We start from the raw sequence: 17,002 nt of genomic DNA, 5'->3' as shown, positions 1-17,002 counted from the left end.
TTTTTATTAGGGTAGCTACTAAATGTTTTTTTCAAATAAAAAAATAATATTATTTGTTGGATGTTTTTTAAGCTATGGTTTTGTAAGTGCTGATACAAATAGTGATGCTCAGAATATTGATTACCAAAAAGAAGCTGAAAAATATAAGAAACTATATGAAAAATATCAAAAGTTAGCAGATGAATCAAATAAAAAAGATACTGCTAAAACTTCAAAAGCTGAGTCTAAAGAGGCTGTAGAAAATAAAGCCACAGAAAAGAAACCAATTGAACCAGTTAAAAAAGAGGTGTCTACACCAAAAGAAATAGTATCAGATGCTATTACTGAACCATGGAAAGGAACAAATTTTGGTCTTGGTGGAACTATAGCAACAGGCGACAGTGCTACAACAAATATTAATGCTCTTGCTAATGTTAACTATAAACCAATGGAAAAGTGGAATAATAAGCTATTTTTTAACTATGTTTATAGTAGAGATAACCGTGCTGAGACAAGAGCTGTGAAAATTAATAAAGCTCAAGTGAGAGCTGAAACATCTTGGGATTTTACAAAATTAAATGGAGCTTATGGGCGATTAACTTATTTAAATGATGAATTGAGTTCTTATGATTATATTTTCACTGAGTCCGTAGGTTATAAAAGAAGACTTTTTGATAATGAAAAGAAAACTATGTATATTGATATATCTGCTGGCCCTAGTTTTATGCAAAGTAGAATTACTGGAAAAGATTTTCAAGCAAGTGAGCCTGGTTTTCAGGCTACTTTTGATTATGTTTGGAACTTCACAGATAAGTCTAACTTTAAGCAAAACCTTTTATATAACTATGATCAGAAAAATAGATCTGTTTATCAAAGTATTTCAGCATTATCTGTTGAGTTATATAAAAACTTTAGTTTACAACTTACATTTCAGTTAAACGGTACAACATTGGTAGTTCCAGGTAAGGAAAATATAAACACTCTTACCTCAACAAATATTATGTATAATCTTTAATTATACGCGTTTGGTATTATTAACTTAACTGAGTGATATAACGCTACCAAATTCATAATGAAAAAATTATTCGTTTTGATATAAAAATAATGTATTTAATGTTAGTATCAGAATAGCTTTATTTATTTTCAAAACTCAAGATGTTAGAAACAAGATACCAGAAGTTAGTAATGGCACTTATCGTTTTAACCGGTGTGTGCTCAGGATTCGATATAGGTGTTATATCTGGGACATTACCTGCGATAAAACAAGAGCTTTCTTTAAACTATGTTCAATTATCAGAGATAGCTGGAATTGTTTTTTTTGGTGCACTTATATCAAAACTAGTCTCAGGCATTTTAATGGATTTTTTAAGTAGAAAAAATGTTATAGCTATTGGTTCTTTTGTGTTTTCAGTGTCTATGGTTTTGATGATGTTATCAGATACTTTTACAACACTTATGTTGTCAAGACTTTTACAGGGTGTTTCTATAGGCTTCTTGCTAACTGTTGTGCCAATATATATAGCAGAAACAAGTATTGCTAGGTTTCGTGGTAGAGCGATTGCTATATTTCAACTATCTTTAGTTTCAGGGATATTTATTGCAAATGTCTTTGCTAGTATGTTTGTATATGAGTTTGGCTGGAGATTTATATTTGGCTGTGCTCTACCTTTCTCTATAGGATTGTTTATTGTAAGTTTATTTGCACCATTCTCACCGTCATGGTTAATGTTAAAAGGCCGTAGCAAGCTTGCTCTAAGTATAGGCGAGCAATTGGCTTTAAATATTAGTTCGCCAATAGCTAAAGACAAAATAGGCTTTATGGAACTAGTCAGAGTAGTGTTCAAAAATAAGTACTATTTATCTATTGCTATGATAAGTGCAATGGCAGTCTTAAATGGCTTTGTTGGTATAAATACATTCATAAGCTTTGGGCCTACTATATTTGATGAATTATCTGGATGCACACAGTGTGGAGCTAGCTATTATGGGACTGCAATGACATTAGTCAACCTTATTGCTACTGTTATAGGATTACTTTTAGTTGATGTTATTGGTCGCCGTAAGCTTATTATAGGAGGATTAGTTATCTCGTTTATATCCATTATATTTGCTGCTTATATTAAGATTGGAGGAAATAGTAGCATAACATTGGTATTACTAGTATTTGTCGTATTTGGTGGTGCAGTGGGTCCAGGTGTTGGTATTTGGCTTATTCTTTCAGAAGTTTTACCCGTGCAAATACGAGCAATGGGGATATCAATAGCGTTAGTATCTAAGGCTTTAATTGAAAGTATGTTTATATCAAGCTTCTTAGAGCTTACTAATGGTTATGGTTTTGCACCGATATTTTACTTTATGGGAATTTGCACGCTTATTTTTATATTTATGGTATATAAATTCTTACCCGAGATGACAAATAAAGAACTTCTTTGATAGATTTATGCTGTAATCCAGTACAGCTTGATCTTAGTGGGTTTCTCATTTATAACTTTAAAGCCGTTAATAAATTCATAGTTGCCAGTGTTTTTTAAGCGTCATACTTTTGATTTAATGGTTTTATTGCGTTTACCCTATATGAATAGGCATTCTATAGATGATTGTTTTGTTGCTCTACAATACCTATTAATTTTTAAATAGTGTCATTAATTTTTGATAATTCGTATCAAAACTAATTCTGTTAATATCTATATCACTCGAAGTAATACATGATTTTAGCTATCATCAAGATCTTTGAGTAAGTTTACTAGGTGATAAATATACTTATGAGGAAATAATCACATGAAAAATAAAACTAGATTAATATCAGCGACTATATGTGCACTTATGGGAATGAGTGGCTTTGGCTTTGCAGATGTTTCTAATAATGTTGAGAGCTACGATTTTAAAGCTCCTTTTAAAGATTATAATAATAAGATAACTTTTAAAATAAATAATGCATCAACTGCAAAGACTATTGAATTTGTAAGTAATTTCAAGCCTAAAACAGGTTGGGGTACTTGTTTCGGAACGAGAGCAGATTTAGTTAACTATGTTACATCACAGAACTCTAAAGGTCAGTATGTAACTAAAATGACTCTACAAGATCCTGAGTCTACTTTTGATTTATCTCAATCATGCGATATTATGGGAACTGATTCCGGAAATGCTATTGTATTACCAGGAGTGGTAGTGCCTTTGGTTGATAGTGTTAAGGTTGATGGCAAAGAGTTACCAATCGAAAGACCATGTGATAATAATGTTTGTGAAGATCCTGCACCAGGCTACACTAATGCTTCTTACTATGCTCAATGGGCTGTTTGGGGTAGAAAATACAACCCTTATGATTTTAAATACGATAAGTTAAATACTATCATATATGCTTTCATAGGTTTTGATAAGAATACAGGTAATATCAAAACTCTTGATGCATCTGCAGATTCATGGGGACTTTCAGCAGCAGCTAGAGCAGCTAAAAAGTATCCTTACTTGAAATCATATTTATCATTCGGAGGTTGGACAAATAATGGTATAACTACAGCTCCAATGTTTGAAAAGCTAGCTTCAAGTCAGCAAAGTATGCAAAATTTTGCTAAACAGTCTATTGAGTTAATGCGTAAGCTTGGCTTTAATGGTATTGATATTGACTGGGAGTGGTGGTCAGATTATGGCGATAATGAAGCACCATCTAAGAAAATGTTAGCCTTCTTTAAAGTGTTAAGAGCTGAGCTTGATAAAGCTGGAAAAGAAGATGGTAAAAAGTACTACTTAGCAATAGCAGTTAATGGTGCGAAAAGTCGTATTGAAGCTATGGAAAGCTCTAGTAATGTTAATAGAGTGCCAGATTTTTGGAAGCAAACTGGTGAGCTGATGGATGAGATCAATGTGATGAACTATGATTATCAGGGTGGCTGGGGTACAGGTTTCCCTGCATATTTCCAAGCATCTACAACCTTCCCTGATCAAACACCATATTCAAATAGAATATATACGGCAGGAGCTTCTCCAGTAGATGCCCAAGACAATGTCACTAATGCCGGTACTGGTGGAGTTTCGCTAGATCAAGCTATTGGTAAAGAAGGTGGTTGGTCGATTAAAGATTCAATGGATGCATATATTGAAGCTGGTGTTCCAGCTAAAAAGCTAATTGTAGGTTTGCCATTGTATGCTAGATCAATGACTGTAGATAATGACACTAATGGTGGTTTATTCCAAACTATTACGGCACCTGGTATTGGCGATTATGAAAAAGGTGTTTTTGACTATAAATGTTTAGTGAATCCAGTAAATGATCCTGCAACAGGATGTGGAACGGCAAAACCTATTAGTGCATTGTCTGATTTAGTTTTCTATGATACTAGTTCAAATATTGATATCTTTAACAAGTATGGTAAAGAGGCTATGCAACCATGGGCATATAGTCCGTCAACAAAATCATTTATAACTTTTGATGATGTTTGGTCAGTTAGTGAAAAAACTAAATACACTAAGAGTAGAAATCTTGGTGGAACAATGTTTTGGCAGGCAGATAACGATTCTGTAGATCCTAATAAATCTCTAATTAATGCTGTTGCAAAAGTATATGCTGCTGATACTATCAATGCTTCAGTAAACAGTGTAACTGAAACCTCAGCTAAAGTTTCATGGAATAAGCCTGAGCTTGATGGTTCTATTACATATAAGGTTGTACTTGATGGCGAAGTTGTCGCTGAAAATATTACTAGTCAGGAATATGTATTAACGAATCTTGACAAGGCGAAGCAATACCAAGTACAAGTTATAGCTACTGCTTCTAATGGAAATACTTTAGCCACTAGAGAGGATAGTCTTGTATTTGAAACATTAGGTGCAATTGTTGAAGATGTACAAGATCCAGTCGATGACCAAGATCAATCTGACGATCAAAATCAAGAAGATCAAGCAGATGATCAGAATCAACAAGATCAGTCAAATGAAGATGATCAGCAGACTGAAGATCAAGAACCTACTACTAATGGTAGTTGGACTACAGATGGAGTCTATAATAAAGGTGATACTGTTATTATAGATGGTAAAACTTACGAGGCTCAATGGTGGACTCAAGGTGAAAATCCTTCAGACTCAGGGCAATGGGGTGTTTGGCGTCAACTAGGTGTAGATCCTAACCAAAATGGTGATAATAATGCAGACACAGGTACAGATAATCCTTCGGATAATCAAGATACCCCTGTAGTTAATCAAGCTTGGACTGCTCAGAAGATATATAATACTGGAGATAAGGTTGTTGTAAATGGTATTACATATACTGCAAAATGGTGGAGTCAAGGACAAAACCCTGAAAGCAGTAGTGCTTGGTCAAAACCATATGTAGCTGGATCTCAATGGAAAATATCTGATAGCTATACAAGTGGTCAAGTAGTTTCTTATCAAGGTGAGAAATATCAAGCTAAGTGGTGGACTAAAGGTAATAGCCCAGCCAATAGTGGTGTATGGAAAAAAATATAAAAACTTATTTTGAAACTTTACCCGTTATAAAAACATATCTTTAATTTCATTAGTAATTTCTTCTATGTCAAATTAATTATCCCAATTACCAGATTGATATCAAAGGGTTTAAAAAAGATGAGAAATACAAATTATATAGTGATTAGTATTATTTACAGTTCTAATGAAGAAAATTCTTGATCAAGATAGCACTGATTATTCTATGAATTTTTTAAACTTTTGATGCTAATTCAGTGATATCGTAACTAGCTATATTTTTGCTCTTAGCATCTTCTTCGCTTATAATCGCAAAGTCAGCATCGGCATAAGCACATAAGCTGTTTTTCTCATCATAAATATCAACTTTTATCCAAACAGTTGTTTTGCTTTTACGGATGATTGTAGTTTTGAATGTGTAGAAGCATTTACTATACATGGGTTTTAAATACTTTACATTGAGATTGCGTGTTACGCAAAATGACTTTGCTACCATTAAAACATGTTTACCAAGAATATCATCACATATTAAGGCTATAATCCCACCATGTATAACATTTTCCCAGCCTACATGATTTGGTAAGCATTTGAATTTTGTATACATATGATCAGCTATATGGTACAAGGGAAGTTGTATGCCAATAGGGTTTTTATCCTTGCTACTAAAACAAGTGAAATCCCAAGGAAAATCAATAGGAGTATAATCATCTAAATCTATCATTTTAAATCCATGTTATTAATTTTAACAAGCTTCAATAATACCAGCAGCACCCATACCAGTACCTATACACATTGTAATCATCCCGTATTTTTTACCAGTACGCTGCAAACCGTGAAGAGCTTTGACTGTGAGTATTGTACCAGTTGCACCAAGAGGGTGTCCAAGTGCAATAGCTCCACCACAAGGATTTACTTTTGTCTGATCAAGTTTTAAATCGTTAATTACAGCTATAGATTGAGCAGCAAATGCTTCGTTTAATTCAATCCAATCAATATCTTCAATTGTTAAGCCTGTTTGTTTAAGTACTTTAGGGATAGCCTCAACAGGGCCAATACCCATAATACGAGGATCAACGCCAGCGACAGCAAATCCTAAGAATTTACCTAAAGGTTTTAGGTTATGCTTTTTTAGGTATGATTCACTTACTAATACAACAGCACCAGCTCCATCAGAAACCTGTGAGCTATTACCAGCAGTAACAGAACCTTTAGTAGCAAAGGCAGGCTTTAATTTTGCTAGAGCTTCTAAAGATGTATCACTTCTTGCACCTTCATCTTTTGTGATGGTTTGTTTATGATTTACTATTTTATTTGTATTTTCATCTGGTAAACAGTGATCAACTTCTACAGCTAATATTTCATCATCAAAATAACCATTCTCTATTGCGTTTATAGCTTTTTGATGACTTTTTAGAGCAAATTCATCTTGAGATTGGCGAGAGACATTCCAGTCTTTAGCTACGTTTTCAGCGGTGATTCCCATACCATAGGCAATAGCTACATTCTCATCCTTGGAAAAAACCTCTTTAGAAAAAGAAATTTTATTGCCACCCATAGGGATCATGCTCATACTCTCAATACCAGCACCAATTGCTACATTCATATTACCTTGCGCTATTTCATTTGCTGCAATAGCAATAGATTGCAATCCAGAACTACAATAGCGATTGATTGTAAAGGCTGGGACTTTATTTGGTAATCCTGCAAGTAGAGTAGAAATCCTTGCGACATTCATGCCTTGCTCAGCTTCTGGCATGGCACAGCCAACGACAATATCTCCAATATCTTCAGGATTGACTCCTGACTCAGAAATTGTTTGTTTTAAGATTTCAGCAAGTAGTTCATCAGGGCGTTTTTTTGCAAATCCACCTTTCTTAGCTTTTGTTACCGCTGAGCGTTTTGCAGCGACTATATATATATTTTCACTCATTGTCTGCTCCTTGTTAGTTTCTCAGTGGTTTACCAGTTTCTAGTATATGTTTCATTCTTGCTTCAGTCTTTTCAGACATCGCTAGTTCTGTGAAGTTTTCTAATTCTTTTTCTAGAAGCCAATCTTCAGAAACTTGTGTATCTTTTTCAATCTCTCCACCACACATTGCATTAGCTAGGTTTACAGCTATCTTATAGTCATGTTCAGATATTTGCTGACCATCACGCATATTTACAAGTAGTGCTTTAACTGTTGCAATGCCAGTTTCTCCAAAAACTTTAATGTTTTGTTTTATTGGCGGCTGATATTGACTGAAAGCAAGTAGTTGAGCTTTTTTAAGAGCAACTGCAAGCACTTCTTTAGTGTTCATTACAATAGTATCACTTTCGCGTAAAAACCCCATTTCTTGTGCTTCATAACCACTTTTTGCAACTTGTGCGAGGGCTAAGTTTTTGTAGCGTTTTTCAAAATCTTTCCATGGATCTTGTGCATTAGACGCTCGTTGAGCCATTTCTTTAGAGCCACCCCAACCAGGGATAATTCCAACACCTGCTTCAACTAAGCCAATATAGCTTTCATGAGCAGCAACAGCAGCATCACTATGTAAGATAGTTTCACAGCCACCGCCAAAGGCAAAACCTTTTACAGCTGTAACCACAGGGATTTTACTATAGCGAAGTTTTTGAGAGATTATTTGATGACCTTTGCGAATAACTTCTTCAATAGCAGCCTCGCCATTCATTGTAAATTTAACACCAAACTCTTCAAGGTTAGCACCAACTGAGAACACATCATCATATTGCCATATAACTATTGCATCTAGTTTTTCTTCAGCATAGTTTATAGCGTCATAAATACCATCTAAAACATCATCACCGATAGAACACATTTTACTTTTAAATGACAATATACCAATACCTTGATAGTCATCTACCTGCCATAATTTAACACCATCATTTTCATAAAGGATTTCAGTTTGTAAAGTATTTGTTTGCTCAATTACAGTATCAGGGAAAAGTTGACGATCGTATACTTTGAGTTTATCTCGAGATATAAGCTCGTTATCTGTAAAGCTAAACTCTCTGTTATCTTGATATACACCGATATCTAGCTCATCTACCCAATTTGGTAAAGTGTTTTCAGATAAAGATTTACTTGCAGAAATATCTTCTTTTAACCATTTAGCAACCTTATGCCAACCTGCTAGTTGCCAGATCTCAAATATACCTTGCTTCCAGCCAAAACCCCAACGAATTGCTAAATCCATATCTTTAGGAAAGTTAGAAATATCACCAACAAGGTGAGCTGCATATAAAAACATTTCTCTAAATGTTGCCCATAAAAATTGAGCTTGAGTATTGTCACAATTACGCAAACTTTCAAGCTTTTTAGCCCAATCTTTTTCAGCTAAGATTTCTAAAACTTCATCGTCAGCTTTTTTATCAGAAGGGCGATATTCTTTGGTATCTAAATCAAGAACTTTTATACCATCTGATTCTTTTATGTATAAGCCTTTTTTGGTTTTTTGCCCTAGTGAGCCATTATCGATCAAATTTTGAATCCAGCTTGGTGTTTCATAGAAATTTTCCCAGCCATCATCTAAGTTGTCTTTCATTGTATTTACTACATGAGAGAGTATATCTAGCCCAACTAAGTCAGCGGTCCGATAGGTAGCACTCTTAGCACGACCTAATTTTTTACCGGTAAGCTCATCTACTATTTCTAATGGGATGCCCATTTTTTCAGTGTAGTAGCAAGTTATAAGCATTGAGAATACACCTAATCTATTTGCTATAAAATTTGGAGTATCTTTTGTTCTTATAACACTTTTACCAAGTTTTTCCACTAGGAAAGTTTCTAACGTATCAAAAATCTCAAGGTTAGTATTATTGTGAGGTATTAGCTCAACTAATGGCATATATCTGGGAGGATTGAAGAAGTGAATACCACAGAAGTTAACTTTTAGGTTTTCAGGTAAAACGCCAGCTAATTTAGTGATACTTAGACCAGAAGTATTAGATGCGAATATAGCGTTTTCCTTTATATGCCCTGCAATATTTGTATACAAGCTTTCTTTAATATCTAAACGTTCAGCTACAGCTTCAATAACTAGATCACAATCTTCTAAAAGTTCTAGATTATCTTCATAATTCGCGGGTGTAATATAGTTTATTGATTTTTCTGATCCAAAAGGGGCCGGGTTGAGCTTTTCAAGACTTGTTAGAGATTCTTCTATTATCGAGTTTGGATTGTCTTTGTCAGATTTTAGATCAAAAAGCACAACAGGGAATCTTGCATTAGCAAAGTGAGCAGCTATTTGAGCGCCCATTATCCCAGCACCTAATACAGCAATTTTATCAATAGCTTCACGCTTATTTAAGCGTTGTGATTCTCGTTTTACAGGTTCTAGTTTTTTCGCTATGTCAGGTTTTTGGTTATCATCTTCACCTTCAGGAAGGTATTCATCACCAAAAACTTTTAGATAACCACGCATAGCATCTTCTTTTGACATACCTTTGATAGCATCCCAAGCCATCCATTTAGCACGCTCAACCATCTTTATTGCAGAAGGTTTCTTTGTATCGTTATCGCCTTCTTTAACTTGTTTATAAAAAGCATAGAGCTTTAGCTTTTGGCTATTGTCGGGGTTGAAGTCTATCGTAGCGTCTTTAACAGCCGTTAGCATTTCTTCAAATTTCTTCTCTAGTTCTGTCATATTGTCTCCTTGAGAGTCGATATATTAATTATTCTCCCGTATTTTTTCCTGCCATTCAGGTTGAGCATTTTTAGGTCCTAGAGCATAATCATCAAACTCATCTGTTTGGATAATACTATTAACCTTAGCTAACATCTCATTGACACTTGAAGCCTCTTTTTCTGAGATGATTTTGCTTTCCATAGCGTCATCAACACAGTTTGACCAATTAGCTTTAGGAAGTTTTCCAACTTTTATTGCTTCGATGATTTTTTTCTTAATATCTGCAATCTCTAGTGATGCTAAATAAGCATTTTCAACTCTACCTACAGGGTCATTATCATCGTTAGGGATATGGCATTGAGCTTTCATTGCTTGTCGGGTTTCACTGTTTGAAATTAATGATTTACATATTTGTGCTTCAAGCTTATCTGATGGTCTTCTAAATTTTTTACCATACGGAAATACAAAAAGCTTCATTTTTGTTGCAAACAACCTGTTTGGGAAGTTTCTGAATAAATCTAGCATTGCTTGTTGAGCTTGATATAGACAGTGTTGAATACCCCAATCAACAAAGATATCATCGCTTGCAGGCTCACCAGCATCTTTGTAATATTTTAAAATGGCTGATCCCATATATAGATAACTCATAATATCGCCTAGTCTAGCAGATAGTCTTTCTTTGCGTTTTATACCCGCACCAAGTACTGTAATTGAAATATCGTTAACATAAGAGTAAGCGGTACTCATGTGTGAAATATATCTATAGTAGCGTTTAAATTTTGAATTATAGCTAGGAGCTGTAAAACCACCACTTAGACCATACCATAAAGTACGCGCACCATTATGAGCCATGTATTTAAAATGACCTTTAAAATTGTCTGTGAATTTTTTTTCATCATCATTCATTAGACTTTCTATTTCTTTGCGAATATAAGGGTGGCATTTCATAGCTCCTTGACCAAATATCATAAGATTACGAGTCATGATATTTGCACCCTCTACAGTAATACCAATTGGTGTAGCCATATATGGAATAGCTAAGTAGTTATTTGGCCCCATAATAATCGCACGACCACCATGGATATCCATAGAGTTATTAATCGTAGTGCGTCCCATTTCTGTTAGATGATATTTTGCAATTGCAGAGGCAACAGAAGGGCGAATACCACTATCTACAGCAGCTACTGTAAATTGGCGTGTCGCATTAGCAATGTATGCAAGCCCTGCAGTTTCGGCTAGTTTTTCCTGGACACCTTCAAAGTGTGCAATTGGGACTTTAAACTGTTCTCTAACACTTGCATAAGCTGAAGTTATAACACTTGACATCAGCGTATTTGCTGTACCGCAAGCAGGTAGAGATATTGCTCTACCAATAGATAGGCACTCAACTAGCATACGCCAACCTTCGCCAGTCATCTTTTGTCCACCGATAATCCAGTCCATAGGAATAAAGACATCATTAGCTTTAATATATCCATTCATAAATGCTTGAGCTAAAGGGAAACCTCTTTTACCGATTTCTAAACCTTTATGATCATGAGGTAGTAAAGCACAAGTGATACCCTCAGCTCCAGTTTCTGCTAATAACCCATCAGGGTCTTGTAGTTGAAACGCTAAGCCAACTAGAGTCGCAATTGGTGCTAGCGTGATATAACGCTTATTAATGTTTTTTAGTTTGATACCTAGAGTTTTTTTACCTTGGAAATTTTCATAGCAAACAACGCCTTTATCAGGAAGTGAAGTCGCATCAGATCCTGCTGTTGGTCCTGTTAAAGCAAAACAAGGTATTTCGTCACCAGCTGCAAGCCTTGGTAGATAGTGTTTTTTTTGTTCATCTGTACCATAATGTGCTAGAAGCTCCCCTGGACCGAGTGAATTTGGTACCATTACAGAAATTGCTGCAGTGACACTTTTTGTCGCTAGTTTCATTACGATCTCAGAGTGGGCGGCAGCAGAGAAGCCTTTACCACCATGCTCTTTATCTATTACTAATCCTAAAAAACCTTTTTTACGAATAAAATTCCAAGCTTCTACAGTTAAGTCTTTATCTTCATAATTGATTTTCCAATCATCAATCATATTACAAAGCTCGGTAGTTTCATTATCTAAAAATGCCTGCTCTTCATCAGAGAACTCAAATTTTTTAAGATTATGAAGTTTGTCAAAATCAGGCTTGCCTTGGAAAAGCTCTTGTTCAAACCAGTTTTCACCAGCATCTAAAGCAGTTTGCTCAGTTTTTGAGATTGCAGGAGTTGATTTTTTCGCTGTTTTATAAATTTTATCGAACATTTTGATGGCTCCTTAAGTAGAGAGCTGTTTAATTATTATTGTCCATACTTATTAGCATATTCTTTTTGCAAAGAACTTACATCTATTTTTCCAACAGTATTTTTAGGAAGCTCATCTTTAAAGATGATTTTCTCAGGGATTTTATAGTGAGCAAGCCTAGTAGCACAATATGCTTTGATTTCTTTTTCAGTTAATTTTTGATCTTGTTTTAGCACTACAAATGCTACAGGCATTTCACCAGTTTCTTCTGAAGGAGCTTTTATTACGGCAGCATCTTCTATTTCTTCTCTGGCAAATAGAGCCAGTTCAATCTCTTTAGGAAATACATTAAATCCAGAAACTATAATCATATGTTTTATGCGACTAGAGATAACCAATCGTCCTTGATCATCTAAATAGCCAATATCACCAGTTTTTAACCAACCATCATCAGAGAAATGCTCTTTATTAACTTCAGGTAAATTCCAAAAACCTGGAGATTTTTGAGGTCCAGTAACCCATATCTCACCATTTTCACCTTGAGGAACCTCATTACCTTTATCGTCATATATCGCAATACCTGTGTTTGGTAGAGGAAAACCTACAGTACCATTAAAAGGTTCACTATTAAGAGAGTTTACAGTTACTACTGGGGACATTTCAGAAAGACCATAACCTTCTTTTATTTCAACACCAGTTAAATCTTTCCATTGCTTAGCTACAGAGTCTATGGTCGACATTCCGCCACTAATAGAGAGCTTGAAATCGGGAAACTTACTTTGTTTGAACTTCTTGTTTTTCAATAAAGCAGCATATAAAGTATTAACTCCAAAAAGTGTAGTGAAGTTGCTTTTCTTCATTTCTTTGATTAGTGAAGAGGTATCTCGTGGGTTTGGAATTAAAACCTGTAAAGCTCCTGAAAAATAAAAAAGGAAGAGGTTCGCTGTTAGGCTAAATATGTGGTAAATAGGTAAAGCATTTATAGCTATCTGTTTACTTGGCTCAATAGAAAAACCTGTTGTCCAAGCTTTTATTTGATATATGTTCGCTACTATGTTTTGATGCAGTAAAATAGTGCCTTTAGGTGTTCCTGTAGTTCCACTAGAGTATTGTAAAGCAGCCATATCGTCTGGAGATATTATGATTTGGGAGTAATCCGGAATATGTTTTTCTAAGAGTGCGTTTTTGAAACTCTCAAATTTACTCTTCGAATAGTTTGATTTCATACCTTTAATATATTTTGCTACAAATGAAACTATTTGTTTTCTTGGAGGTGAATATAGGTCTGAGATATTTGTAATCATCATATGTTTAAGATCATCGCATTCATCAGCAATTGCTTCAACATTGTGAGCTAGTGATGAAAGGACAATAACCCCTTTTGCCTTAGAGTCTTTTAAAATACCTCTAATTTCAGTGCTAGTGTATAATGGGTTAATATTTACAAAGACACATCCTAACTTTATAAGAGCAAAAATAGTTGTTGGAAACTGGAGTAGGTTAGGTAGGACTATAGCAATATGGTCCCCTTTTTTTAATTGCCACTTATTTTGAAAGTACCCAGCTAAGTGATCTGAGTATATATCTACATCACAGAAAGTTAGTTTTTCACCATGGCAGCTTAAAGCTTCTTTGGAGGAAAAATCATTTGTAGACATCTTGAGTAAATCACGTATTGTAATGTTAGGAATTTCAATATTACTAGTAACTTCATCAGGATAATTACTGTTGTTATTTGAATTATTCATATAACTCTCCTTAACAAGCTTAACTCTAAAGAAAAGAGATAGCTAATATTTCAATTATATTAGAATTAATGACTTTTATCTATGATTGTTGCGAGGAACTATGAAAATAAGTGTATGGTTTTTTATAATTTGTAGCTTATGCGAAAAAAACTATGTATACGACTATATTTATCATTTATAATTGAGTCATTAATAAACAGCATAATATTACTTCTCAATGAAAATATACCATAATCCAAAATGTTCGAAGTCGCGTCAAGCAAAAAAAAACCTTGATGAGAAATCTATAGATTACACTACACACCTTTATTTGGATGATCCCTTATCACAAGAAGATTTACAGGGTTTATTGGGCAAGTTAGGTTTGAATATTAAAGATATTATTCGCACTAAAGAGGCTATCTGGAAAGAAAACTTTAAAGATAGAGTATATAGTGATCAAGAACTTATTAAGATAGTAGCAGATAATCCAAGACTGTTGGAGCGACCGATTATAGAACATAAAGATTTTGCAGTAGTTGCAAGGTCTGATGAAAAAATTACTGAAATTTTAAATACCTACTAGCGTAGAGTTAGTATTTGGCAAGTTAAACTTATCTATTAGGAGATATTCTTATGCAAAAAATTATTTATACAATTACAGATGAAGCACCAGCATTAGCAACGGGCTCTTTTTTACCAATGGTAGAAAAACTTACTAAAACAACAGGTATTTCTGTTGAGACTAAAGATATTTCTTTAGCAGCTAGAATATTATCTAATTTTAGTGATTACCTTAAGGAAGATCAAAAAATATCTGATGATTTGGCAATGTTAGGAAGTTTAGCAAAGACTCCAGATGCTAATATTATTAAGTTACCAAATATTAGTGCATCAGTTCCGCAACTTGTGGCTGCTATAGAAGAGCTTCAAGCGAAGGGATATGCTATCCCAAGTTATCCAGCAGAACCAAAAAATGATGAAGAAAAGGAAGTTAAAGCTCGTTTCGGTAAGATTTTAGGAAGTGCAGTAAATCCTGTTTTAAGAGAGGGTAATTCAGATCGTAGAGTTGCTGCAGCAGTTAAAGAATATGCTGAAAAACATCCACATTCTATGGGCGAGTGGTCAAAAGACTCTAAGTCTCATGTAGCTAGTATGTCTGATGATGATTTTTATGCAAATGAGAAATCATATATTGTACCAAAAGCAACTACTGTAAATATCGTTCATACTGATAAAGCTGGTAATGAAACAGTGTTAAAAGCAGGTTTGGCTTTAGAAGCTAAAGAAATAGTCGACGCTACGAAAATATCAGTAAAAGCGTTAAGAGATTTCTATAAAACTGAAATTGCTAATGCTAAAAAAGAAGGTACACTTCTTTCACTTCATTTGAAAGCAACAATGATGAAAGTTTCTGATCCGATTTTATTTGGTCATGCCGTTGAGATATTTTTTGCAGATGTTTTCAAAAAGTATGCGAAAGAGTTTAAAGAGTTAGGTGTGAATGTTCGTAACGGTTGGGGAGATGTTGTTGAAAAAATCAAGCAACTTCCTCAAGATTTACAAGATAGTATCAATGCTGATATTGAAAAAGTATTTGCTAAACAGCCTGATATTGCAATGGTTAATTCTCACAAAGGTATTACAAACTTAAATGTGCCTAGTGATGTGATTATTGATGCTTCTATGCCTGCAGCTATTCGTTCTTCTGGTAAGATGTGGAACAAAAATGACGAGCTTCAGGATATGAAAGCTATAATTCCTGATAGATGTTATGCAGGTGTATATGCTGCTACTATAGATTTCTGTAGAGAAAACGGTGCTTTTGATGTATCTACTATGGGAGATGTTTCAAATGTAGGTTTAATGGCTAAAAAAGCTCAAGAATATGGTTCACATGATAAAACTTTTGAAATAGCTGCTGAAGGTAAGGTTCAAGTTATCGATGCTGATGGTAAAGTTATTTTGGAGCATACTGTAGAAGCAGGTGATATTTGGAGAGCATGTCAAACAAAAGATGTGGCAGTAAAAGATTGGGTTAAACTTGCGGTAAATAGAGCTAGAATAACTCAAAACCCTGCAATTTTTTGGTTAGACTCTAATCGTGCTCATGATAGAAACCTTATTTCAAAGGTTCAAGAATACCTTGCAAATCATGACACTACTGGCTTAGATATTCAAATCTTATCGCCAATTGAAGCAACTAAGTACTCATTAAAGAGAGTAAAAGAAGGAAAAAATACTATCTCAGTTACAGGTAATGTTTTAAGAGATTATCTTACAGATTTGTTCCCTATTTTAGAGCTTGGTACTTCTGCTAAGATGCTTTCGATAGTACCATTGCTTGCAGGTGGTGGTTTGTTTGAAACTGGTGCTGGTGGTTCTGCTCCTAAGCATGTAGAACAGCTTATCGAAGAAAACCACTTAAGGTGGGATTCATTAGGTGAGTTTTTAGCATTAGGTGCTTCACTTGAAGATTTAGCTATTAAAACTAGAGACGCTAAGGTCAAAGTTTTAGCTGAATGTTTAGAGCAAGCAAACAAAGATTTCTTAGATAATGATAAATCACCTCGCCGTAAAATTGGTGAGCTTGATACAAGAGGAAGCCATTTTTACTTAGCTTTCTATTGGATTAAAGCATTAGCTAACCAGACTAGTGATCAAGAGCTAAAAGATAAATTTTCTCTTATATATAGCGAGTTAGCAGAGAATGAAGATAAAATTGTTAAAGAGCTAGCAACTGTTCAAGGTAAAAAAGTTGATATAGGTGGATACTATTATCCTGATATGAAAAAACTTAAAAGTGTTATGCAACCAAGCAAAACATTAAACTCTATCTTAGCTAAAATCTAATTATTAACTGATGTTACGAGCTAAACACAATTTGAGCAAAAAGAGAATGCGTTATATGCAAGGCAGGTTTTTATCAGCATAGCAGTGGCTATGGTGGTAAAGTTCTAACGC

Annotated in this window: 10 protein-coding genes; 5 read left to right on the top strand and 5 right to left on the bottom strand. The window is 34.5% G+C overall.

The features are described 5' to 3' along the window. The first annotated feature begins 22 nt into the window (after positions 1 to 22). The 3 genes from FLM55_RS03490 to FLM55_RS03480 all read left to right on the top strand — a co-directional run bounded on the left by FLM55_RS03490 (position 23) and on the right by FLM55_RS03480 (position 5,439). The gene (locus FLM55_RS03490; protein WP_178948048.1) at positions 23 to 994 is read left to right on the top strand and encodes a YdiY family protein; all 972 of its coding nucleotides are present in this window, start codon (positions 23 to 25) and stop codon (positions 992 to 994) included. Positions 995 to 1,164: 170 nt separating this feature from the next. After that, positions 1,165 to 2,412: an MFS transporter gene (locus FLM55_RS03485; RefSeq protein WP_256868915.1), complete on the top strand. Its 1,248-nt coding sequence runs from the start codon at positions 1,165 to 1,167 to the stop codon at positions 2,410 to 2,412. A gap of 345 nt (positions 2,413 to 2,757) precedes the next feature. Then, positions 2,758 to 5,439: a glycosyl hydrolase family 18 protein gene (locus FLM55_RS03480; RefSeq protein WP_256868914.1), complete on the top strand. Its 2,682-nt coding sequence runs from the start codon at positions 2,758 to 2,760 to the stop codon at positions 5,437 to 5,439. Positions 5,440 to 5,650: 211 nt separating this feature from the next. Here FLM55_RS03480 and FLM55_RS03475 read toward each other — a convergent pair whose 3' ends face one another. From FLM55_RS03475 to FLM55_RS03455, 5 genes are read right to left on the bottom strand one after another with little or no spacing between them, the layout of a single operon-like run. Beyond that, positions 5,651 to 6,136: a PaaI family thioesterase gene (locus FLM55_RS03475; protein WP_178948045.1), complete on the bottom strand. Its 486-nt coding sequence runs from the start codon at positions 6,134 to 6,136 to the stop codon at positions 5,651 to 5,653. A 21-nt stretch (positions 6,137 to 6,157) separates the two neighbouring features. Continuing rightward, positions 6,158 to 7,345, bottom strand: a complete 1,188-nt coding sequence (locus tag FLM55_RS03470; RefSeq protein WP_178948044.1) for an acetyl-CoA C-acyltransferase — start codon at positions 7,343 to 7,345, stop codon at positions 6,158 to 6,160. A gap of 13 nt (positions 7,346 to 7,358) precedes the next feature. Next, positions 7,359 to 10,061, bottom strand: coding sequence for an acyl-CoA-binding protein (locus FLM55_RS03465; RefSeq protein WP_178948042.1), 2,703 nt, complete (start codon positions 10,059 to 10,061; stop codon positions 7,359 to 7,361). Between the two features lie 24 nt (positions 10,062 to 10,085). Further along, positions 10,086 to 12,332, bottom strand: coding sequence for an acyl-CoA dehydrogenase (locus tag FLM55_RS03460; protein ID WP_178948041.1), 2,247 nt, complete (start codon positions 12,330 to 12,332; stop codon positions 10,086 to 10,088). A 35-nt stretch (positions 12,333 to 12,367) separates the two neighbouring features. Further along, on the bottom strand, positions 12,368 to 14,059 hold the full coding sequence (locus FLM55_RS03455; protein ID WP_178948040.1) for a long-chain fatty acid--CoA ligase: 1,692 nt from the start codon (positions 14,057 to 14,059) through the stop codon (positions 12,368 to 12,370). Between the two features lie 217 nt (positions 14,060 to 14,276). Between FLM55_RS03455 and FLM55_RS03450 the strand changes: the two genes are divergently transcribed. Next, complete coding sequence (locus FLM55_RS03450) at positions 14,277 to 14,624, top strand: ArsC/Spx/MgsR family protein (RefSeq protein ID WP_178948038.1); 348 nt, start codon at positions 14,277 to 14,279, stop codon at positions 14,622 to 14,624. A 50-nt stretch (positions 14,625 to 14,674) separates the two neighbouring features. Continuing rightward, positions 14,675 to 16,891 carry an NADP-dependent isocitrate dehydrogenase gene (locus FLM55_RS03445; RefSeq protein ID WP_178948037.1) on the top strand — a complete coding sequence of 739 codons (2,217 nt, stop codon included), beginning with the start codon at positions 14,675 to 14,677 and terminating at the stop codon, positions 16,889 to 16,891. Positions 16,892 to 17,002 lie beyond the last annotated feature (111 nt).

Source organism: Francisella sp. Scap27, from assembly GCF_013394105.1.
Lineage (GTDB): Bacteria > Pseudomonadota > Gammaproteobacteria > Francisellales > Francisellaceae > Francisella > Francisella adeliensis.
The sequence above is the reverse complement of the archived record's forward strand: the minus strand, read 5'-3'. Positions and strand labels throughout refer to the sequence as shown.

Excerpts from the sequence above, each read along its gene's own strand:
- FLM55_RS03490 (WP_178948048.1), top strand. The coding sequence starts at position 23 with ATGTTTTTTTCAAATAAAAAAATAATATTATTTGTTGGATGTTTTTTA.
- FLM55_RS03485 (WP_256868915.1), top strand. The coding sequence starts at position 1,165 with ATGGCACTTATCGTTTTAACCGGTGTGTGCTCAGGATTCGATATAGGT.
- FLM55_RS03480 (WP_256868914.1), top strand. The coding sequence starts at position 2,758 with ATGAAAAATAAAACTAGATTAATATCAGCGACTATATGTGCACTTATG.
- FLM55_RS03475 (WP_178948045.1), bottom strand. The coding sequence starts at position 6,136 with ATGATAGATTTAGATGATTATACTCCTATTGATTTTCCTTGGGATTTC.
- FLM55_RS03470 (WP_178948044.1), bottom strand. The coding sequence starts at position 7,345 with ATGAGTGAAAATATATATATAGTCGCTGCAAAACGCTCAGCGGTAACA.
- FLM55_RS03465 (WP_178948042.1), bottom strand. The coding sequence starts at position 10,061 with ATGACAGAACTAGAGAAGAAATTTGAAGAAATGCTAACGGCTGTTAAA.
- FLM55_RS03460 (WP_178948041.1), bottom strand. The coding sequence starts at position 12,332 with ATGTTCGATAAAATTTATAAAACAGCGAAAAAATCAACTCCTGCAATC.
- FLM55_RS03455 (WP_178948040.1), bottom strand. The coding sequence starts at position 14,059 with ATGAATAATTCAAATAACAACAGTAATTATCCTGATGAAGTTACTAGT.
- FLM55_RS03450 (WP_178948038.1), top strand. The coding sequence starts at position 14,277 with ATGAAAATATACCATAATCCAAAATGTTCGAAGTCGCGTCAAGCAAAA.
- FLM55_RS03445 (WP_178948037.1), top strand. The coding sequence starts at position 14,675 with ATGCAAAAAATTATTTATACAATTACAGATGAAGCACCAGCATTAGCA.